An 18,846-nucleotide genomic window follows, 5' to 3' on the forward strand; every position below is an offset into this window, starting at 1 on the left:
GGGACAGCCTAGGCGAACAGCTCCGGGATCGTCCGCTCGTACGTCTCGCGGAGTTCCGTCAGCGGAAGCCTGAAAAGGCCCTGGAGCTCGACGGTGTCCCCGTCGACCACGCCGATCCGCGTCGCCGGCAGCCCCCGTGCACCGCACATGTCCGTGAACCGCATCTCCTCGCTGCGCGGCACCGCCACCACCGCGCGGCCCTGCGACTCCGAGAAGAGGAACACCGCGGGATCCAGGTGTTCCGGGACCACCAGCCGGGCGCCGTGACCGCCCTTCAGGCAGGACTCGACCACCGCCTGGACCAGCCCGCCGTCCGACAGGTCGTGCGCCGCGTCGATCATGCCGTCGCGCGACGCGGCGATCAGGATCTCGGCGAGCAGCCGCTCCCGCTCCAGGTCGACGGCCGGCGGCAGCCCGCCCAGGTGGTCGTGGACCACCTGCGACCAGGCCGAGCCGCCCAGCTCCTCCTTCGTCTCGCCGAGGAGGTAGAGCAGTTGGCCCTCCTTCGCGAACGCCATCGGCGTGCGCCGCGCCACGTCGTCGATCACGCCGAGGACGCCGACGACCGGCGTGGGGTGGATCGGCTGGTCGCCGGTCTGGTTGTAGAGGGAGACGTTGCCGCCGGTGACCGGGGTGCCCAGGGTGCGGCAGGCGTCGGCCAGGCCGCGGCACGCCTCGGCGAACTGCCACATGCCCGCCGGGTCCTCCGGGGACGGGAAGTTGAGGCAGTCGGTGACCGCGAGCGGGCGGGCGCCGGTGGCGGCGACGTTGCGGTACGACTCCGCCAGCGCCAGTTGCGCGCCCGCGTACGGGTCGAGCTTGGCGTAGCGGCCGTTGCCGTCGGTGGCCAGCGCGACGCCGAGGCCGGTCTCCTCGTCGATGCGGATCATGCCGGAGTCCTCGGGCTGCGCCAGGACGGTGTTGCCGAGGACGAAGCGGTCGTACTGCGAGGTGATCCACGACTTGTCCGCCTGGTTCGGCGAGCCGACGAGCCGCAGCACCTGCTCCCGCAGGCCGGCGCCGTCCGCGGGCCGCGGCAGCTTCGCGGCGTCGTCGGCCCGGAGGTCGTCGAGCCAGCCGGGGCGGGCCATCGGCCGCTCGTAGACGGGGCCGTCGTGCGCGACGGTGCGCGGCGGTACGTCGACGATCTGCTCGCCGTGCCAGTAGATCTCCAGCCGGTCGCCGTCGGTGACCTCGCCGATGACGGTGGCGGTGACGTCCCACTTCTCGCAGACGGCCAGAAAGCGGTCCACCTTCGCGGGCTCGACCACCGCGCACATGCGCTCCTGCGACTCGCTCATGAGGATCTCCTCGGGCGAGAGCGTCGCGTCGCGCAGCGGTACGACGTCGAGTTCGACGCGCATGCCGCCGGTCCCGTTGGAGGCCAGCTCGGACGTCGCGCAGGACAGCCCGGCCGCGCCGAGGTCCTGGATGCCGACGACGAGGTCCTCGCCGAACGCCTCCAGGGTGCACTCGATGAGCAGCTTCTCCTGGAACGGGTCGCCGACCTGGACGCTGGGCCGCTTGCTGGGCTTTGCGTCGTCGAAGGTCTCGGAGGCGAGGATCGAGGCGCCGCCGATGCCGTCGCCGCCGGTGCGGGCCCCGTACAGGACGACCTTGTTGCCGACGCCCGCGGCCTTGGCGAGGTGGATGTCCTCGTGCCGCATGACGCCGACGCAGAGGGCGTTGACGAGCGGGTTGCCCTGGTAGCAGGGGTCGAAGACGACCTCGCCGCCGATGTTGGGCAGGCCGAGGCAGTTGCCGTAGCCGCCGATGCCGGCGACGACGCCGGGCAGCACGCGCCTGGTGTCGGGGTGGTCGGCGGCGCCGAAGCGCAGCGGGTCCATCACGGCGACGGGGCGGGCGCCCATGGCGATGATGTCGCGGACGATGCCGCCGATGCCGGTGGCGGCGCCCTGGTAGGGCTCGACGTACGAGGGGTGGTTGTGCGACTCGACCTTGAACGTGACCGCGTAGCCCTGGCCGACGTCCACGACGCCCGCCTGCTCGCCGATGCCGACGAGGAGGGCGTCGGAGGGCGGGGCCTTGTCGCCGAACTGCTTCAGGTGCACCTTGCTCGACTTGTACGAGCAGTGCTCGGACCACATGACGGAGTACATGGCCAGCTCGGCGCCGGTCGGGCGGCGGCCGAGGATCTCCCGGATCTGCTCGTACTCGTTCCGCTTCAGGCCGAGTTCGGCCCAGGGCTGCTCGGCGTCGGGGGTACCGGAGGCGTGCTTGACGGTATCCAGGGGGGTGCGCGTCATACGGAGATCAGCCTCTTGAGGATCGAGGTGAAGAAGCCCAGGCCGTCGGTGCGGCCGGTGCCGACGAGGGCTTCGACGGCGTGCTCGGGGTGGGGCATGAGGCCGACGACGTTGCCCGCCTCGTTGGCGATGCCGGCGATGTCGCGCAGCGAGCCGTTGGGGTTGCCGTCCAGGTAGCGGAAGACGACGCGGCCGGTGGCCTCCAGCTCGTCGAGCGTGCGCTCGTCGGCGGTGTAGCGGCCGTCGATGTTCTTGAGCGGGATGTGGATGTCCTGGCCCGCGGTGTAGTCGGCGGTCCAGGCGGTGCCGGCGTTCTCGACCCGCAGCTTCTGGTCACGGCAGATGAAGTGGAGGTGGTTGTTACGCAACATCGCGCCGGGCAGCAGATGAGTTTCCGTGAGCACCTGGAACCCGTTGCAGATGCCGAGCACCGGCAAACCGGACCTGGCCTGCTCGATGACCGTATCCATCACGGGCGCAAAGCGCGAAATGGCGCCCGCCCGCAGATAGTCGCCGTAACTGAAACCCCCGGGGAGCACGACCGCGTCGACCTGCCGCAGGTTCTTGTCCCGGTGCCAGAGCGAGACCGGCTCGGCGCCCCCCAGCCGAACCGCCCGGAGCGCGTCCCGGTCGTCGAGAGATCCCGGAAAGGTGACGACGCCGATACGAGCGGTCACTTCGCGTCTCCCCGGTGCGCGACTTCCTCGACACGTACGGTGAAGTCCTCGATCACGGTGTTCGCAAGGAACGTCTCGGCCATCGTGTTGATCTGCGCGAGGGCGGCGTCGTCGACCGGGCCCTCCACTTCGAGCTCGAAGCGCTTGCCCTGGCGGACGTCGGCGATCCCGGCGAAGCCGAGGCGCGGCAGCGCACGCTGCACCGCCTGTCCCTGCGGGTCGAGGATCTCCGGCTTGAGCATGACGTCGACTACGACGCGGGCCACTGGCTACTCCCGGTAAGGGTTGTGAAGAAGCGGTGACGCCAGCGTACCTTGCGGACAAATCTACCCGGGTAGATATGCGTCGGGCCGGTTACGGTTCCGCATCGCCCGTGATATCCACTTGGGTAAAGGGCCCAATAAAAGTAGGGTCCGCATTGCGACGTGACACGCGGGCCCTTTTGCTCGGCTTCCGCATCGGAATCCGTCGCGATACAAAGGGAAAGCACTGATCAAATGAGCCGGCGCTCCCGCAGCCCCGGTCTTCCGCGCAGGTCGCGCGGCGGGCGGGAAAGCGGCAGGCGCGACCGACGGAAGGACCGGTTTCGTGGCGCAGCGCGTAGTGGTCAGCCTCTTCGACGACATCGACGGCGGAGAAGCGACCGAGACGGTCAACTTCGGACTCGACGGGAAGTCGTACGAGATCGATCTCAATGCCTCGAACGCCAAGAAACTGCGCAGCACGCTCGCGCCCTTCCTGCGGGCCGGGCGGAAGCGGGCCGCGTCCGGGCGGGCGTTCACCCGCACCGACGTCGCGCCCAACCCCGCCACCGTGCGGGCCTGGGCCGGGTCGCAGGGCATGGACGTGCCGGCCAGGGGGCGTATTCCGAAGAAGGTCTACGAGGCGTTCGAAGCCGCACACTGACGTGCGCATGGCGCCGCTTCCGGCCGCCGCGCGGCCGGTCTTGTCGCCGTTCGACGGCCCGGGTTGCCATCTGCCCCCCGGGATCCGCTAGAGTCTGGCTACGCGCCAAGGGGCCACCCCCCGAGGCCACGCGGGTGTAGCTCAGTAGTAGAGCGCCCTCTTTCCAAGAGGGAGGCGCAGTGTGCGATTCCTGTCACCCGCTCCGCCACCCGGCCCCTTGTGAGTAGTGGGGTAGAGTGGAGCACGCGCCGGACGGTGAGAGCTGTTCGGATGCACGCGGACGTGGCTCAGTTGGTAGAGCATCACCTTGCCAAGGTGAGGGTCGCGAGTTCGAATCTCGTCGTCCGCTCAGTGGAGGGCCCCGGCTTCGGCCGGGGCTCTTTTCGTGCGCCGCCGCGATCTTCCTGCATCGTCTCCGTGATGAGCTCCGCCATGACATCTGTCATCGCGTCCGATGACAGCGTGCACTGCACCGGCGCCCGCTGCGGCGGAAGCCTGGAGACATGATGACCAGTGCACAGGAGAACGTGATCAGCGTCGCGGGGCTACGGCGCGCGTACGGGGACTTCGAGGCGGTGCGCGGAGTCGACTTCGCCGTCCGCCGGGGCGAGTTGTTCGCCCTGCTCGGTACCAACGGCGCCGGCAAGACCTCCACCGTGGAGCTGCTGGAGGGGCTGGCGGAGCCCAGCGGGGGCGAGGTGCGGGTGCTGGGGCGCGACCCGTACCGCGAGCGCGGACAGGTGCGCCCGTACACCGGCGTGATGCTGCAGGAGGGCGGGATGCCCTCGCAGCTCACGGTCGCCGAGACGGTACGGATGTGGGCCGGCTGCACGGCGCGCCCGCGGCCCGTGGCGGAGGCCCTGGAGCTGGTCGGGCTCGCCGACCGCAGGGACGTACGGGTGGCGCAGTTGTCCGGCGGCGAGCGGCGGCGGCTCGACCTGGCGCTCGCGCTGCTCGGGCGGCCCGAGGTGCTCTTCCTCGACGAGCCGACCACCGGACTCGACGCCGAGGGGCGGCACGCGACGTGGGAGCTGGTGCGCGAACTGCGCGCCGGCGGTACGACGGTGCTGCTCACCACGCACTACCTGGAGGAGGCGGAGGAGCTGGCGGACCGGCTGGCGATCATGGCCGGCGGGCGGATCGCGGCGGCCGGCACGGTCGAGGACATCGTCGGCTCGCACCCGGCGACCGTCTCGTTCCGGCTGCCGCTGGGCTGGCTGCCGGGCGACCTGCCGCCGCTGCCCGCGCTCGGCGTGACGGGGCACGAGCTGGCGGGGACGAGCGTACGGCTGCGTACCGACGCGCTCCAGCGGACGCTCACGGGACTGCTGCTCTGGGCCCAGGACAACGGCGTGGAGCTGGCCGGTCTCGACGCCCGGTCGGCGTCGCTGGAGGAGGCGTTCCTGAAGATCGCGGGCGCCGCGCACGACGACCGCAGGGCGGCGCCGGCCAAGCGGCCCGGCAAGGACGCCGCGCCCGCGACGCACACCGCCGCCGCGGTCCGTACCGACGAGAGGAGCGGCCGATGACCGCCGCCACCACCACCGCCACCCACCCGCACCACCTCGACGACCGCACCGCCGACGTCCCGGGGCCGCTCGCCCGGCTGGCCGCGATCGGCCGCGCCGAGCTGACGCTGATGTGGCGCAGCAAGCTCGTGCTCTTCGGCGCCCTGGTCACCCCGGCGGGCTTCGCGTTCGCCACCCGGTCCGCCGTCGAGGAGATGGACCTGTCGGACACCGGCCTCACCGCGGCCACCGTGGTGCTGCCGAGCGCGGTCGTCTTCGCGCTGATCTTCGTCGTCTACGCGAACCTCGTCATCGTCTACGTCGCCCGCCGCGAGGAACTCGTCCTCAAGCGGCTGCGCACCGGCCTGCTCGCCGACCGCGAACTGCTCGCCGGCGCGGCGCTGCCCGCGCTGTGCGTGGCGACGGCGCAGTGTCTGGTGCTGGCCGTCACGGTGAGCCTGGCGATGGACTCGCCCGCGCCCGAAGCGCCGCATCTGGCGGTTCTGGGGGTGCTGCTGGGGATGGCGATGCTGACGGTGCTGGCCGCGGCGACCGCGGCGGTGACGAAGTCGGCGGAGAGCGCGCAGTTGACGAGCATGCCGCTGCTGCTGGTGTCGATGTTCGGCTCGGGGCTGTTCGTGCCGTTCGAGGTGCTGCCGGACTCGGTCGCGGAGGTGGCGCAGCGGCTGCCGCTGTCGCCGGTGGTCGAGCTGGTGCGCGGCGGCTGGACCGGGGAGATGGGCACCGGCGCGGTCGTCGAGGCGCTCGTCGTGGCGGTGGCGTGGACGGCGGCGGGGGCGTGGGCCGTGAAGCGGTGGTTCCGGTGGGAGCCGCGCGCGTGAGCGGGGTGCGGGCGGCCGTGCGGCCACCGGGGGGCGGTGGGCGTACGGTACGGCCGTACGGGGCGATCACGCCGGCCGGGACGACCGGGGCGAGCGGGACGGAGGTGACGTACCAGATGACCGAGCCGGACACGGACACGGACGCGGACGCGGGCCCCGCCCCGGATCCGGGACCGGGACCGCGGCGGGGAGGCGGCGTGCTGCGCTGGCTGCACCGCGCCCGGCGCATGAGCGGCCCCGAGCGCTGGCGCCGCTACACCGTCTCCACCATGTACTTCCTCGCGCTGGTCGAGGGCGTGCTGCTCATCGTGTGGCTGAACAACACGGGCGACGAGATCGGCGAAGCGCCCGTCGCCGGCGTGGTCGTGCTGCTCGCCGTGCACCTGACGCTCCAGGTCAAGCTCTCCCTCACCGCCCCGTTCCTCGGTGCCGCGGGACCCACCCGGCCGCTGGTCGCCCTGCACCTCGCCGCCGCGTCGGCGCTGCTGGCCGCCGGCCTCGCGCTGCGCGCCGCGGACCGGGTGGACACCTCGGAGCTGGGGCCCTTCCTGGTCTGGGTGCTGATGTTCTCGGCCGGCCCGGTCGTGCTGGCGCTGCCGCTGCGCCGCGGGGTGGCGGTCGTCGGCGCGCTGTGCGCCGTCACGCTGCTCGCCGCGCTGGCCATCGGGCCGCGCGGACAGTGGGTGGCGGCCACCGCGTTCAGCACCGCGATCGGCGCGCCGTTCATGGGGCTCACCTACCGCCTCTCCGCGTGGGGCGTGAAGCTGGTCGACGAACTCGACGCCGCCCGCGCCGCTCAGGCCCGGCTGGCCGTCGCCGAGGAACGGCTGCGCTTCGGCCGCGACCTGCACGACGTACTGGGCCGCAACCTCGCCGTCATGGCACTCAAGAGCGAGCTGGCCGTCCAGCTCGCGCAGCGCGGACGGCCCGAGGCCGCGCACCAGATGGCCGAGGTACAGCGCGTCGCGCAGGAGTCGCAGCGCGAGATCCGCGCGGTCGTACGCGGCTACCGCGCCGCCGACCTGCACGCCGAGCTGGCCGGCGCCCGCGCGGTGCTGCGCGCGGCGGGGGTCGACTGCGAGGTGGACGAGGCGGACGTGACGGCTCCGGGCGCGCGGGTGGAGGTGCCGGAGCGGGTGCAGTCGGCGCTCGCGTGGGTGGTCCGCGAGGGCACGACGAACGTGCTGCGGCACGCGGACGCCCGCATGTGCACGATCACGTTGCGGGCCGGGGACGGCGTGGCCGAACTCGTCATGGACAACGACGGCTCCCCCGACTCCGAGCCCGGCACCCCCGCCGACGGCGCCGGGCTCACCGGGCTGCGGGAGCGGCTGGCGCCCGTCGGCGGCACGCTGAGCGCGCAGCGCAGGACCGGCGGACGGTTCCGGCTGGCGGCCCGTATCGACCTGGAGGTGTGGTGATCCGAGTCCTGCTCGCCGACGACGAGCACCTGATCCGCGGCGCGCTGGCCGCGCTGCTGGCGCTGGAGGACGACCTCACGGTCGTCGCCGAGGCGGCGGGCGGGGACGAGGCGCTGGCCATGGCCCGCGCCCACCGGCCGGACGTCGCGGTGCTCGACCTCCAGATGCCGGGGCTGGACGGCGTCGCCGTGGCCGCCTCGCTCCGTACGGCGGCACCCGGCTGCGCGGCGATGATCGTCACCAGCCACGGGCGGCCGGGCGCGCTGAAGCAGGCGCTGTCCGCGGGGGTACGGGGCTTCGTGCCCAAGACCGTCTCGGCGCAGCGGCTGGCGGAGGTGATCCGCACGGTGCACGCGGGCGGCCGGTACGTCGACCCGGAGCTGGCGGCGGACGCCATCGCGGCGGGCGACTCGCCGCTGACGCCGCGGGAGGCGGAGGTGCTGGAGCTGGCGGCGGACGGCGCCCCGGTGTCGGACATCGCCCGCCGCGCGTCGCTGACGCCGGGGACGGTACGGAACTACCTGTCGTCGGCGATGACGAAGCTCGACGCGGAGAACCGCCACGCGGCGGTCCGTCTGGCGCGGGAACGCGGCTGGCTGTGAGGAGGGCCGGGCCCGGCGGGGACGCCCGGCGGGCCACGGACCCGGGCATCCGGCGCGGGGGCGGCGCCCCGGCGCCGGCGGACCCCGGCGGAAAGCCCGCCCGGGCACCGGCACGGGGGCGGCCGCCCGGCGTCCGGTGACCCGGGCCGCGTACACCCGGACCGGCGGCGTGCCTCAGGCGCGCTGCCGGAATGCGGCCCTCCGCGGGCACGCGCCCGCTGTCGCAGCCGCTCTCCCGGCCGGCCGCAGCCCCTGCGTTCCCCTGCCCGCGCCGCCCCCGCCCCCGCCCGGTCCGCGGCCCATCGCGGGGTCCGCGGCCCCGGTACCGCGATATAGTGAGCAACCGTCCCACGGCCGCGCGGACGTAGCTCAGTTGGTAGAGCACCACCTTGCCAAGGTGGGGGTCGCGAGTTCGAGTCTCGTCGTCCGCTCCACGCACCGGCGCACCGCTCCCTTTACGCCTCCCGGTGCCACAACACGCAAGGCCCCCGGCGCTGCCCGGGGCCCCGCCCCTTTCTGTGCCAGGATCAGGGGTGCCATGACTGCGACCACAGCAAGTACCGCATCCGCGCCCGCCCCCGCCGGCGGTGCGCCCGCCCCCGCGCCCGAGCCCGCGGCGCTGCACGGGCCAGTCCTCCAGTGGTTCCGCGAGCACGCCCGCGACCTGCCGTGGCGCCGGCCGGAAGCCGGCCCCTGGGGCGTCATGGTCAGCGAGTTCATGCTGCAGCAGACGCCGGTGAGCCGCGTGCTCCCCGTCTACACGCAGTGGCTGAAGCGCTGGCCCCGCCCCGCCGACCTGGCCGCCGAGGCGCCCGGCGAGGCCGTGCGCGCCTGGGGCCGGCTCGGCTACCCGCGCCGTGCCCTGCGGCTGCACGCCGCCGCCACCGCGATAAAGGAGCGGCACAACGGCGACGTGCCCAAGCGGCACGCGCAGCTCCTCGCGCTGCCCGGCATCGGCGAGTACACCGCCGCCGCCGTGGCCTCCTTCGCGTACGGGCAGCGGCACGCGGTGCTCGACACCAACGTCCGCCGGGTCTACGCCCGGCTGGTCGGCGGCACCGAGTTCCCGCCCGGCGCGACGACCGCCGTGGAGCGCCGCGTCGCACGGGAGCTGCTGCCGGAGGAGGACGCCGAAGCGGCCCGCTGGGGCGCCGCGACGATGGAGCTGGGCGCGCTCGTCTGTACGGCCCGCAAGCCCGAGTGCGGCACCTGCCCGGTGGCGACGCTGTGCGCCTGGCGGCTCGCCGGGCACCCGGCGCACGCGGGCCCGCCGCGCCGTACGCAGACGTACGCCGGCACGGACCGGCAGGTGCGCGGCCGGCTGCTGGCCGTGCTGCGGGACGCGGACGGGCCGGTGCCGCAGCAGCGCCTCGACGCCGTGTGGCACGAGCCGGTGCAGCGGGCGAGGGCACTGGACAGCCTGGTGTCGGACGGTCTCGTGGAGCCGCTGGCGGACGGGCTGTACCGGCTGCCGCAGAGCTGACGGCCGCCGCCTGCCGCCCACGGGGGCGGCGGGCGGCGGATCCGCCCGCCTCTCCGGCCGGCTCCCGCCGGCCGCCGCGGGCGCCACGGGACGGGCCCCTCCGGGACGTCAGCCCCAGGGCTTGCTGTGGTCCAGTCCGCCCTCCTGCCGCTGCGTCAGCGAATACCAGTTGCCGCTGTCGTCACGGAAGATCGCCTCGGTCCCGTAGGGCCGCTCCTGGGGCTCCTGGATGAAGTCCACGCCCCGGTCCCGCAGCTTCTCGTACGTCGCCCGGCAGTCGTCGGTGTGGAACGCGCCGGCGCCCAGCACGCCCTTGCTGACGAGCGTCGTCAGCGCCTCGGCCGACTCCGGGTCGAGGCCGGGTCCCGTGGTCCGCATGAGGGCGAGCATGACGTCCGGCTGGCCGGGGACCCCGACCGTGATCCAGCGCATGCCCTCGCCCATCTCGATGTCGTCCCGGATCTCGAAGCCGAGCTTGTCGGTGAAGAAGTCGCGGCTCCGCTCCTGGTCGGTGGTCCATACGGTGGTGATGGCGAGGTTTGTGATCATGGCGTTCTCCCTGGTGGGGTGGTGCTTCGGTACGCGGCCACGCTAGGCGGGCGCGGCCTCAGCCCGCTTCCTCAGAGTTGCGCTCCCTGATCCGGGGGTCGAACCCGCCGGCCCACAGCAGCGCGAAGCAGCCGGGTATGAGCGCGGTCCCGCGGCCCACGTGCGCGTCGCGGTAGGCGCTGGGGGACAGCCCGGTCCGCCGTTTGAAGCTGGCGGAGAACGTGCCGAGGGCGGAGAAGCCGACCAGGTGGCAGACCTCGGTGACGGAGAGGCTGCACGTACGCAGCAGGTGCTCGGCGCGCTCCAGGCGGCGGCGCGTCAGATACTGGCCGGGGGTCTCGCCGTAGGCGGCCTTGAAGGCGCGGATGAAGTGATACCGGGAGTAACCGGCGCGCGTCGCCACCGCGTCCAGGTCGACCGCCGGGTCGGCCCAGTCGCGGTCCATGGCGTCCTTGGCGCCGCGCAGCGCGCGCAGATCGGGGCGAAGCACTCTTCGAGCATGGCACGCGCCACCGACAACCGGCCCGCGCACGCCGCCGCGCCCGCGGCACCGCACGCCGTACGGGCCCGGCCCTCCGGTCCGTACGGACACGGAAGGGCCGCGCGCCCCCCGCCCGCTACCGCGGGAGGCGCGCGGCCCGGCCGCCGGGGCCCCGGCCCGCTCTCAGACCTTCGCCGGGGCCTCCGTCTCCGCTTGCGCGGAGCCCGGACCGGCGTCCCCGGCCGGTCCGGCGTCCTTCTTCGCCGGGGCGGCCCCGCGCAGCGGGACCTCCTTGACGAACCACGAGGCGAGGAACGCGAGCGCCGCGATCGCCGTGCCCCACAGGAAGACCTGGTGGGTGCCGTTCGAGACGGCGTTCAGGTACGCCTCCTTGATCTGCGCGGGCAGTTGCTCGATCCGCTCCGGGGTCAACTGCCCGCCGCCGCCCGCCGCCTTCTCGCCCGCGGGCCCGGCCTCCTCGGCCATCGTGTCGGCGACCCGGCTGCTGAAGACCGCGCCCATCAGCGCGACGCCGAAGGAGCCGCCGATGGTGCGGGTCAGGGTGATCGTCGAGCTGCCGGCGCCCATGTCGCGCATCTCCAGGCTGTTCTGCCCGACGAGCATCGACATCTGGATCATGAAGCCCAGCCCGGCGCCCATCACCGCCATGTAGATCCCGGAGGTCAGGCGGCTGGTGTCGGTGTCCATCGTGGACAGCAGGTACATGCCGGCGATCAGGGCGGCGCCGCCGACGATCGGGAAGACCTTGTAGCGCCCGGTCTTCGTCACGGTCCGGCCGACGAACAGCGAGACGACCATGACGGGCAGCATCATCGGCAGGAGCAGCAGCCCGGAGTTGGTGGCCGAGGCGCCCTGGACGCTCTGCTGGAAGAGCGGGAGGAAGGTCACGCCGCCGAACATCACGAAGCCGACGATGAACCCGATCACGTTCATCACCGTGAAGTTGCCGTTGCGGAAGATGCGCAGCGGGATGATGGGTTCCTCAGCGCGGGTCTCCGCCCAGCCGAAGGCCGCCAGCGCGGCGGCGCCGAGCACGGCCAGGCCGATGATCTGCACCGACGCCCAGTCGTACTCCGTACCACCCCAGGAGGTCACCAGCACCAGCGCGGTCAGCCCGATCGAGAGCAGGGCGGCGCCCGTGTAGTCCACGCGCGCCTTGATGCGCTTCTTCGGCAGGTGCAGCACGGTGGAGATGACGAAGAGCGAGACGGCGCCGAGCGGCAGGTTGATGTAGAAGGCCCAGCGCCAGCCGAGGTGGTCGGTGATCGTCCCGCCGACCAGCGGGCCGCCGATGGTGGCGATGCCCATGACGGCGGCCATCATGCCCTGGTACCGGCCGCGTTCGCGGGGCGGCACGAGGTCGCCGATGATCGCCATCACGCCGACGATGAGACCGCCGCCGCCCAGGCCCTGGACCGCGCGGAAGGCGATGAGCTGGCCCATGTCCTGGGCCATGCCGGAGAGGGCGGAGCCGACCAGGAAGAGGACTATGGAGGACAGGAAGATGCCCTTGCGGCCGTACAGGTCGCCGAACTTGCCCCACAGCGGGGTGGAGACGGCGATGGCCAGGGTGTACGACGTGACGACCCAGGCGAGGTGGTTCAGGCCGCCCAGCTCGCCGACGATCGTGGGCATCGCGGTCCCGACGATCAGGTTGTCCAGCATGGCCAGCATCATCGTGATCATCAGACCGAGCATGATCAGCCTGATGTTGCGCGGCGGTGCCGGGACCGCCTCCTCGTCCTTGTCCGCCATGGGCCTCTCCCTACTTACTTGCCGCCCGGCTAGTGGGTACCATGTGAACGTACGCCGCTACTTGCCGGGCGTCAAGTAAGTTGCTGACGGAAGCAGGGATCATGGGAACGACCAGGGGAGACACCCGCCAGCGCATTCAGGACGTGGCGCTGGAACTCTTCGCCGACAAGGGCTACGACAAGACTTCCCTGCGTGAGATCGCCGAACAGCTCGACGTCACCAAGGCCGCGCTGTACTACCACTTCAAGACCAAGGAAGACATCCTGGTCAGCCTGGTCGAGGACCACTTCGGGCGGGTCGACGAGCTGATCGCCTGGGGCCGGAGCCAGCCGCCCACGCTGGAGACCCGGCTGGAGCTGCTGGCGCGGTACAGCGCGCTGCTCGCCGGCGGCAGCACGCTCTTCCGGTTCATGCAGGAGAACCAGGCGAGCATCCGCGACCTGAGCCTCGGCGAGTCCTTCAAGGCCCGGATGGGCGACATCATCGGGATGCTCCGCGACAAGGACGCCGACCTGAGGGACCAGGCCCGCAGCGTCTCCGCGATCTTCACCATGCACGCCGGGATGTTCGCCCTGAACGACGCCAAGGGCGACCCGGAGGAGAAGCGGCTCGCCTGCCTGGAGGTCGCGCAGGAGCTGGTGACGGCGGCGTACCGGGGCTGACCCGCGCCGCCCGCCCCGGCACGTACACGAAGAGCCGCCCCGGACCGGCTGGTCCGGGGCGGCTCTTCGTGTCGTGCGGCGGAAGCCGAGCCGCTACGGGCTCACGCCTCCTTGGTCAGGTTCGGGCCCGCGCCGCCGGCGGCGGCGTCGACCGGCGGGGCGTCGGGCAGCGCCGACTTCTCCTCGCCGCGGAAGGTGAACGTCGCGTCGTCACCCTCGCCCTCCGTGTCGACCACCACGATGTGGCCCGGGCGCAGCTCGCCGAAGAGGATCTTCTCCGAGAGCACGTCCTCGATCTCCCGCTGGATCGCGCGGCGCAGCGGCCGGGCGCCCAGCACCGGGTCGAAGCCCCGCTTGGACAGCAGGTCCTTGGCCTCGGTGGAGAGCTCGATGGCCATGTCGCGGTCCTTGAGCCGGTTGTCCAGCTCGGCCAGCCGCAGGTCGACGATCTCGATGATGTCGTCCCGGGTGAGCTGGTGGAAGACCACGACGTCGTCCACACGGTTGAGGAACTCCGGCCGGAAGTGCTGCTTGAGCTCCTCGCTGACCTTGGACTTCATCCGCTCGTAGCCGCTCTTGACGTCGCCCCCGGCGGCGAACCCCAGGCCGAAGCCCTTGGAGATGTCCTTGGTGCCGAGGTTGGTCGTCATGATGATGATCGTGTTCTTGAAGTCCACGACCCGGCCCTGGGAGTCGGTCAGGCGACCGTCCTCCAGGATCTGCAGCAGCGAGTTGAAGATGTCCGGGTGGGCCTTCTCGACCTCGTCGAAGAGGACGACCGAGAACGGCTTCCGGCGCACCTTCTCCGTGAGCTGACCGCCCTCCTCGTACCCGACGTAGCCGGGCGGGGAGCCGAACAGCCGCGAGACGGTGTGCTTCTCGCTGAACTCCGACATGTCGAGCTGGATGAGCGCGTCCTCGTCGCCGAAGAGGAACTCCGCCAGCGTCTTCGACAGCTCCGTCTTACCGACGCCGGACGGGCCGGCGAAGATGAACGAACCACCGGGGCGCTTCGGGTCCTTCAGGCCCGCCCGCGTACGGCGGATGGCCTGGGAGAGCGCCTTGATGGCGTCCTCCTGCCCGATGACGCGCTTGTGCAGCTCGTCCTCCATGCGCAGCAGCCGCGAGGACTCCTCCTCGGTCAGCTTGAAGACCGGGATGCCGGTGGCGGTGGCCAGGACCTCGGCGATGAGCTCCTCGTCCACCTCGGCGACGACGTCCATGTCGCCGGCCTTCCACTCCTTCTCCCGCTGCGCCTTCTGCGCCAGGAGCTGCTTCTCCTTGTCGCGCAGCCCGGCGGCCAGCTCGAAGTCCTGCGAGTCGATCGCGGACTCCTTCTCGCGCCGCACGTCGGCGATCTTCTCGTCGAACTCCCGCAGGTCCGGCGGCGCGGTCATCCGGCGGATGCGCATCCGCGAGCCCGCCTCGTCGATCAGGTCGATCGCCTTGTCCGGCAGGAAGCGGTCGGAGATGTACCGGTCGGCGAGCTGGGCCGCGGCGACCAGCGCGGCGTCCGTGATGGACACCCGGTGGTGCGCCTCGTACCGGTCGCGCAGACCCTTGAGGATCTCGATGGTGTGCTGCAGCGACGGCTCCGCGACCTGGATCGGCTGGAAGCGGCGCTCCAGGGCCGCGTCCTTCTCCAGGTGCTTGCGGTACTCGTCGAGCGTGGTGGCGCCGATGGTCTGCAGCTCGCCGCGGGCCAGCATCGGCTTGAGGATGCTCGCCGCGTCGATCGCGCCCTCGGCGGCCCCCGCGCCCACCAGGGTGTGCAGCTCGTCGATGAACAGGATGATGTCGCCGCGGGTGCGGATCTCCTTGAGCACCTTCTTCAGGCGCTCCTCGAAGTCACCGCGGTAGCGGGAGCCCGCGACCAGCGCGCCGAGGTCCAGGGTGTAGAGGTGCTTGTCCTTCAGCGTCTCGGGCACCTCGCCCTTGACGATGGCCTGCGCCAGGCCCTCGACGACGGCCGTCTTGCCGACGCCGGGCTCGCCGATGAGCACCGGGTTGTTCTTCGTCCGGCGGGACAGCACCTGCATGACCCGCTCGATCTCCTTCTCGCGCCCGATGACCGGGTCGAGCTTGGACTCGCGGGCCGCCTGCGTGAGGTTCCGGCCGAACTGGTCGAGCACCAGGGACGTCGACGGCGTGCCCTCCGCGGGGCCGCCGGCGGTCGCGGTCTCCTTGCCGCCCTGGTATCCGGAGAGCAACTGGATGACCTGCTGCCGCACCCGGTTCAGATCGGCGCCCAGCTTCACGAGGACCTGGGCGGCGACGCCCTCGCCCTCGCGGATGAGGCCGAGCAGGATGTGCTCCGTGCCGATGTAGTTGTGCCCGAGCTGAAGGGCCTCGCGGAGCGACAGCTCCAGGACCTTCTTCGCCCGGGGGGTGAAGGGGATGTGGCCGGAGGGGGCCTGCTGCCCCTGGCCGATGATCTCCTCCACCTGCTGGCGGACCGCCTCGAGCGAGATCCCGAGGCTCTCCAGTGCCTTTGCGGCGACACCCTCACCCTCGTGGATCAGGCCCAGGAGGATGTGCTCGGTGCCGATGTAGTTGTGGTTGAGCATCCGGGCTTCTTCCTGAGCCAGGACGACAACCCGCCGCGCGCGGTCGGTGAACCTCTCGAACATCGTTAATCGCTCCTCAGAGCGGTCAGGCAGATCGGGGACGTTCCCCTCCCTGTCCTTCCGCAGCTTAGTCCCGCAAGCGGGGACCGCTCATTCCAACTGCCGACACCCGGACGCTGACTCCCTCAGTCTCCTGCAGTCTCCTGCACCGAACAGCCGGCACCTGCTCCAACCCGATGGTGCGAGACGATGTTCCCGCAGGCCAGGCGAATACGCTCAATGCCGCTACGCCCATGGCGAACGCCGCCCGCCGAGGCCTGCCGAAGTCACCGCTCTCACCAGCGCCACTAGTCCAAGTCTTACCCGCGTCATGGGCGGTGCCATCAGATTTTCCGGCCTCTTCACTGCGCTGACGGCGAACACGGCGGAACGGCCGCGGGCACCGCCGCGGGGAAGGAGAAGCGCGCTATGCGACCGGGATGACACATGTCGTAACCAAGGCGGGCGCGGCCCCGTTGCTCAGGGCGTGACCGGCTCCGTGATCCCGCGCCAGACCGGCTCGCAGGGCAGGCCCGGCCCGGCGGGCGGGAGCGGCGCGGGCGGCCGGAATGGGTCGGGTGCGGAGGCGGGCGGAAAGCCCGCCGCGGGACCCGGGCCGGAGTCCGCGGCCGGGTCCGTGGCGGGGCCCGCGGTGGGGCCCGCCACGGGGTCTGGGGCCGGGTCTGTGGCGGAGCCTGCGGCGGGGCCCGCGCCGGTGTCTGTAGCAGGGTCTGTGCCGGGGTCTGCGGCGGGGACCGCCTCAGCCGGCGCGCTGCCGCCCGCGGCGCTGCGCTGCGACGTGCTGGACATGCCCGCGGAGGCGGGCTGGGCGGTGCTGCGCGGGCGGCCGGCCACGGGGCCGGTGGGGCTGACCGGCGGCCGGATGCGCTTCCTGATCGCCGAGGGCGGCGCGGCCGACCTGCCGGGGCTGCTGGACTGGCTGGAGTGGGGCGGCATCCCGCTGGACCTGAGCGCGGCGCCGGCGGCGGTACGGAGCTGGCCGCCGACGCTGTGGCTGCGCCCCCCGGTCAGGGCGGCGCTGGCGCGGCTCCCCGCGGTGCGGCTGCCCGTGGGGACGGGCGCCGGCCGCTGGGGCGGAGTCGTGGACGGGGATGTCGTAGGAGAGGGGACGGACGGCGGCGGGGATGCCGACCGGGATGCCGTCGTCCGGGATGCCGTCGAAATCGACGGGGACCTGAGTGACGCGAACGGCGATGCCGTTCCGGCGCGGAACCGGGTTGCGGACCGGCCGGATCTGGTACGGCTGGTGAGCGCGGCGGCGACGGCCTGCCACCGCCTCGCCCTGAACGTCAGCCGTTCGCCTTTTCGTATGCCTCGCGGATGTTCGCCGGAACACGGCCACGCTCGCTGACCTCGTAACCCTGCTCCTTCGCCCACGCGCGGATCTTCGCCGTGTCCTGGCTGCCGGACGCCCCGCCGCGAGAACGCTTCGTGGCGCGGCCACCGGTCCTGCGACCGCTCTTCACGTACTGCTCCAGAGCGGTGCGCAACTTTTCCGCGTTGGCAGTCGTGAGGTCGATCTCGTAGGACTTGCCGTCGAGAGCGAACGTCACGGTCTCGTCTGCCTCACCGCCATCGAGATCATCGACGAGAAGGACCTGAACCTTCTGAGCCACCGGGCTTCCCTTTCATCGGAACAATGTGTGCTGGCGAAAGCAAACCGCTTTTCAGCGGAAAACTCAAACCCTGCCGGAGAACTCGCTCGACTATATCTTCGCGATTCGGACATAGCGACATCACAGATGCAGCAGCATCCTGCTGTTGCCGAGGGTGTTGGGCTTCACCCGCTCCAGGTCCAGGAACTCGGCAACGCCCTCGTCATACGAGCGGAGCAGCTCGCTGTAGACGTCCTGGTCCACCGGAGTCTCGCCGATCTCGACGAAGCCGTGCTTGGCGAAGAAGTCGACTTCGAAGGTGAGGCAGAAAATGCGGACGACACCGAGCCAGCGGGCGGTGTGGAGCAACTTCTCCAGGAGTTGGTGGCCGATGCCGGTGCCCTTGCTGGCCGGATCCACGGCCAGCGTACGCACCTCCGCGAGGTCCTCCCACATCACGTGCAGCGCCCCGCAGCCGACCACGGCGGCGTCCGCGTCCTGCTCGGCGACCCAGAACTCCTGGATGTCCTCGTAAAGCGTCACGGTGGCTTTGTCGAGAAGGATGTCACGGTGCACGTAGGGGTCGAGCAGCCGCCGGATGGCCCGGACATCCGAGGTGCGGGCACGCCGGATGGTGACCCCGTGAGAATCGCTGGGCATGGCATGACGCTATCGTCACGCGCTTGCTTCGCCGTCACCGGCTTCGGTGTCACCGGGTGAGTCCAGCGACACGACGCGTAGCGCGTCGCGCAGGGCCTCGAGCTGGGCCGGAGACATCATGCCGAAGAACGCGACAAGGGCGGCCGCCGGATTGTCGCTGGCGGACCACGCCTCGTTCATGAGTGCGGCGGAGTACGCCGCGCGGGTGGACACCGCTTCATATCGATAGGCGCGGCCCTCCGGAGCCCGCCGCAGCCAGCCCTTCTGGCGGAGGTTGTCCATTACGGTCATGACGGTGGTGTACGCCAGAGAGCGTTCCTGCTGGAGGTCTTCCAGCACTTCCCGGACCGTGACCGGGCGGTTCCACTCCCACACCCGGGTCATGACCGTGTCTTCGAGCTCTCCCAATGGCCGTACCACGCCAGCACAATACCCGTAGGAGCGTGAACAACGGGACGATTGGGACGGTGAAGGGTGCGACGGGCGTGGCGATTCGCGCCGCGCGGGAGCCCGCTCTGCCGGGTGCTGAGTTACCCGGTGTTGCGCGGTGTTGCCCAGTGGTGCCCGGCGTTACCCGGCGGACTTCTGCTCCGACGCCTCCGCCTGCGCGAATGCGGCGTCGACGGCGGCGTCTTCCTTTGCCTTGTTGGGGCCGCCCTGGTTCTTGACGATCGTCACGATCATCACGGTGAAGGCGACGGCCATGACGGTCGACGGCAGCAGCGCGGAGAGGTAATCCATGAGAGCCATCCATCGTTGCGGGCTACTGGGCGCGGGCGCCGCGGAGGTG

The 18,846-nt window shown here is 71.7% G+C and carries 19 protein-coding genes and 3 tRNA genes; 11 read left to right on the plus strand and 11 right to left on the minus strand.

Annotated elements, in window-relative coordinates; translation table 11 throughout:
* Positions 1-8 precede the first annotated feature (8 nt).
* The 3 genes from purL to purS are packed head-to-tail and all read right to left on the minus strand — an operon-like array spanning position 9 to position 3,210.
* Positions 9-2,267, minus strand: coding sequence for a phosphoribosylformylglycinamidine synthase subunit PurL (gene purL, locus O7599_RS17360; protein WP_281623066.1), 2,259 nt, complete (start codon positions 2,265-2,267; stop codon positions 9-11).
* The gene (purQ, locus tag O7599_RS17365; RefSeq protein ID WP_281623067.1) at positions 2,264-2,944 is read right to left on the minus strand and encodes a phosphoribosylformylglycinamidine synthase subunit PurQ; all 681 of its coding nucleotides are present in this window, start codon (positions 2,942-2,944) and stop codon (positions 2,264-2,266) included. The genes purL and purQ overlap by 4 nt, the downstream gene beginning before the upstream one ends.
* Positions 2,941-3,210 carry a phosphoribosylformylglycinamidine synthase subunit PurS gene (gene purS, locus O7599_RS17370; protein WP_281623068.1) on the minus strand — a complete coding sequence of 90 codons (270 nt, stop codon included), beginning with the start codon at positions 3,208-3,210 and terminating at the stop codon, positions 2,941-2,943. The genes purQ and purS overlap by 4 nt, the downstream gene beginning before the upstream one ends.
* A 322-nt stretch (positions 3,211-3,532) precedes the next feature.
* Here purS and O7599_RS17375 point away from each other — a divergent pair, with 322 nt between their 5' ends.
* The 9 genes from O7599_RS17375 to O7599_RS17415 all read left to right on the plus strand — a co-directional run bounded on the left by O7599_RS17375 (position 3,533) and on the right by O7599_RS17415 (position 9,706).
* Positions 3,533-3,850, plus strand: coding sequence for an Lsr2 family protein (locus tag O7599_RS17375; RefSeq protein WP_281623069.1), 318 nt, complete (start codon positions 3,533-3,535; stop codon positions 3,848-3,850).
* 130 nt (positions 3,851-3,980) lie between these two features.
* Positions 3,981-4,052, plus strand: a tRNA-Gly gene (locus O7599_RS17380).
* Between the two features lie 74 nt (positions 4,053-4,126).
* Positions 4,127-4,199: transfer RNA gene (locus O7599_RS17385), tRNA-Gly, on the plus strand.
* Between the two features lie 157 nt (positions 4,200-4,356).
* Positions 4,357-5,379: an ABC transporter ATP-binding protein gene (locus O7599_RS17390; RefSeq protein ID WP_281623416.1), complete on the plus strand. Its 1,023-nt coding sequence runs from the start codon at positions 4,357-4,359 to the stop codon at positions 5,377-5,379.
* Entirely contained in the window at positions 5,376-6,200 is an 825-nt protein-coding gene (locus O7599_RS17395; protein ID WP_281623070.1) for an ABC transporter permease, read from the plus strand. Before O7599_RS17390 ends, O7599_RS17395 begins: the two co-directional genes overlap by 4 nt.
* A complete protein-coding gene (locus tag O7599_RS17400; protein ID WP_281623071.1) occupies positions 6,140-7,621 on the plus strand; it encodes a histidine kinase in 1,482 nt (493 codons plus the stop codon). Before O7599_RS17395 ends, O7599_RS17400 begins: the two co-directional genes overlap by 61 nt.
* Positions 7,618-8,223, plus strand: a complete 606-nt coding sequence (locus O7599_RS17405; RefSeq protein WP_281623072.1) for a response regulator transcription factor — start codon at positions 7,618-7,620, stop codon at positions 8,221-8,223. The genes O7599_RS17400 and O7599_RS17405 overlap by 4 nt, the downstream gene beginning before the upstream one ends.
* A gap of 358 nt (positions 8,224-8,581) precedes the next feature.
* Positions 8,582-8,657, plus strand: a tRNA-Gly gene (locus O7599_RS17410).
* Positions 8,658-8,761: 104 nt separating this feature from the next.
* On the plus strand, positions 8,762-9,706 hold the full coding sequence (locus O7599_RS17415; RefSeq protein ID WP_281623073.1) for an A/G-specific adenine glycosylase: 945 nt from the start codon (positions 8,762-8,764) through the stop codon (positions 9,704-9,706).
* Between the two features lie 108 nt (positions 9,707-9,814).
* On the opposite strand, the gene O7599_RS17420 is transcribed toward O7599_RS17415, so the two are convergent.
* From O7599_RS17420 to O7599_RS17430, 3 genes are all read right to left on the minus strand, one after another.
* Entirely contained in the window at positions 9,815-10,255 is a 441-nt protein-coding gene (locus O7599_RS17420) for a VOC family protein (RefSeq protein WP_281623074.1), read from the minus strand.
* Between the two features lie 58 nt (positions 10,256-10,313).
* On the minus strand, positions 10,314-10,700 hold the full coding sequence (locus tag O7599_RS17425) for a helix-turn-helix transcriptional regulator (protein WP_281623417.1): 387 nt from the start codon (positions 10,698-10,700) through the stop codon (positions 10,314-10,316).
* A 219-nt stretch (positions 10,701-10,919) separates the two neighbouring features.
* On the minus strand, positions 10,920-12,512 hold the full coding sequence (locus tag O7599_RS17430; RefSeq protein WP_281623075.1) for an MDR family MFS transporter: 1,593 nt from the start codon (positions 12,510-12,512) through the stop codon (positions 10,920-10,922).
* Between the two features lie 101 nt (positions 12,513-12,613).
* Here O7599_RS17430 and O7599_RS17435 point away from each other — a divergent pair, with 101 nt between their 5' ends.
* A complete protein-coding gene (locus O7599_RS17435) occupies positions 12,614-13,174 on the plus strand; it encodes a TetR/AcrR family transcriptional regulator (protein WP_281623076.1) in 561 nt (186 codons plus the stop codon).
* A gap of 101 nt (positions 13,175-13,275) precedes the next feature.
* On the opposite strand, the gene O7599_RS17440 is transcribed toward O7599_RS17435, so the two are convergent.
* Positions 13,276-15,804 (minus strand): ATP-dependent Clp protease ATP-binding subunit, encoded by a 2,529-nt coding sequence (locus O7599_RS17440; RefSeq protein WP_281623077.1) that lies wholly within the window; start codon positions 15,802-15,804, stop codon positions 13,276-13,278.
* A gap of 748 nt (positions 15,805-16,552) precedes the next feature.
* On the opposite strand from O7599_RS17440, the gene O7599_RS17445 reads away from it, so the two are divergent.
* The gene (locus O7599_RS17445; RefSeq protein WP_281623418.1) at positions 16,553-17,152 is read left to right on the plus strand and encodes a hypothetical protein; all 600 of its coding nucleotides are present in this window, start codon (positions 16,553-16,555) and stop codon (positions 17,150-17,152) included.
* Here O7599_RS17445 and O7599_RS17450 read toward each other — a convergent pair.
* The 4 genes from O7599_RS17450 to O7599_RS17465 all read right to left on the minus strand — a co-directional run bounded on the left by O7599_RS17450 (position 17,091) and on the right by O7599_RS17465 (position 18,806).
* A complete protein-coding gene (locus O7599_RS17450; RefSeq protein ID WP_018839280.1) occupies positions 17,091-17,417 on the minus strand; it encodes an Lsr2 family protein in 327 nt (108 codons plus the stop codon). The genes O7599_RS17445 and O7599_RS17450 overlap by 62 nt on opposite strands.
* 120 nt (positions 17,418-17,537) lie before the next feature.
* Positions 17,538-18,056, minus strand: coding sequence for an amino-acid N-acetyltransferase (locus O7599_RS17455; RefSeq protein ID WP_281623078.1), 519 nt, complete (start codon positions 18,054-18,056; stop codon positions 17,538-17,540).
* A 15-nt stretch (positions 18,057-18,071) separates the two neighbouring features.
* Positions 18,072-18,476 carry a BlaI/MecI/CopY family transcriptional regulator gene (locus tag O7599_RS17460; protein ID WP_281623079.1) on the minus strand — a complete coding sequence of 135 codons (405 nt, stop codon included), beginning with the start codon at positions 18,474-18,476 and terminating at the stop codon, positions 18,072-18,074.
* 150 nt (positions 18,477-18,626) lie between these two features.
* Positions 18,627-18,806 (minus strand): hypothetical protein, encoded by a 180-nt coding sequence (locus O7599_RS17465; protein WP_281623681.1) that lies wholly within the window; start codon positions 18,804-18,806, stop codon positions 18,627-18,629.
* Between the last annotated feature and the right edge of the window lie 40 nt (positions 18,807-18,846).

This window comes from Streptomyces sp. WMMC500 (genome assembly GCF_027497195.1).
Lineage (GTDB): Bacteria > Actinomycetota > Actinomycetes > Streptomycetales > Streptomycetaceae > Streptomyces.

Coding starts and splice junctions, on each gene's coding strand:
- O7599_RS17465 (WP_281623681.1), bottom strand. CDS start 18,806: ATGGCTCTCATGGATTACCTCTCCGCGCTGCTGCCGTCGACCGTCATG.
- O7599_RS17455 (WP_281623078.1), bottom strand. CDS start 18,056: ATGCCCAGCGATTCTCACGGGGTCACCATCCGGCGTGCCCGCACCTCG.
- O7599_RS17390 (WP_281623416.1), top strand. CDS start 4,357: ATGACCAGTGCACAGGAGAACGTGATCAGCGTCGCGGGGCTACGGCGC.
- O7599_RS17435 (WP_281623076.1), top strand. CDS start 12,614: ATGGGAACGACCAGGGGAGACACCCGCCAGCGCATTCAGGACGTGGCG.
- O7599_RS17430 (WP_281623075.1), bottom strand. CDS start 12,512: ATGGCGGACAAGGACGAGGAGGCGGTCCCGGCACCGCCGCGCAACATC.
- purL (WP_281623066.1), bottom strand. CDS start 2,267: ATGACGCGCACCCCCCTGGATACCGTCAAGCACGCCTCCGGTACCCCC.
- O7599_RS17420 (WP_281623074.1), bottom strand. CDS start 10,255: ATGATCACAAACCTCGCCATCACCACCGTATGGACCACCGACCAGGAG.
- O7599_RS17395 (WP_281623070.1), top strand. CDS start 5,376: ATGACCGCCGCCACCACCACCGCCACCCACCCGCACCACCTCGACGAC.
- O7599_RS17415 (WP_281623073.1), top strand. CDS start 8,762: ATGACTGCGACCACAGCAAGTACCGCATCCGCGCCCGCCCCCGCCGGC.
- O7599_RS17440 (WP_281623077.1), bottom strand. CDS start 15,804: ATGTTCGAGAGGTTCACCGACCGCGCGCGGCGGGTTGTCGTCCTGGCT.
- O7599_RS17425 (WP_281623417.1), bottom strand. CDS start 10,700: ATGGACCGCGACTGGGCCGACCCGGCGGTCGACCTGGACGCGGTGGCG.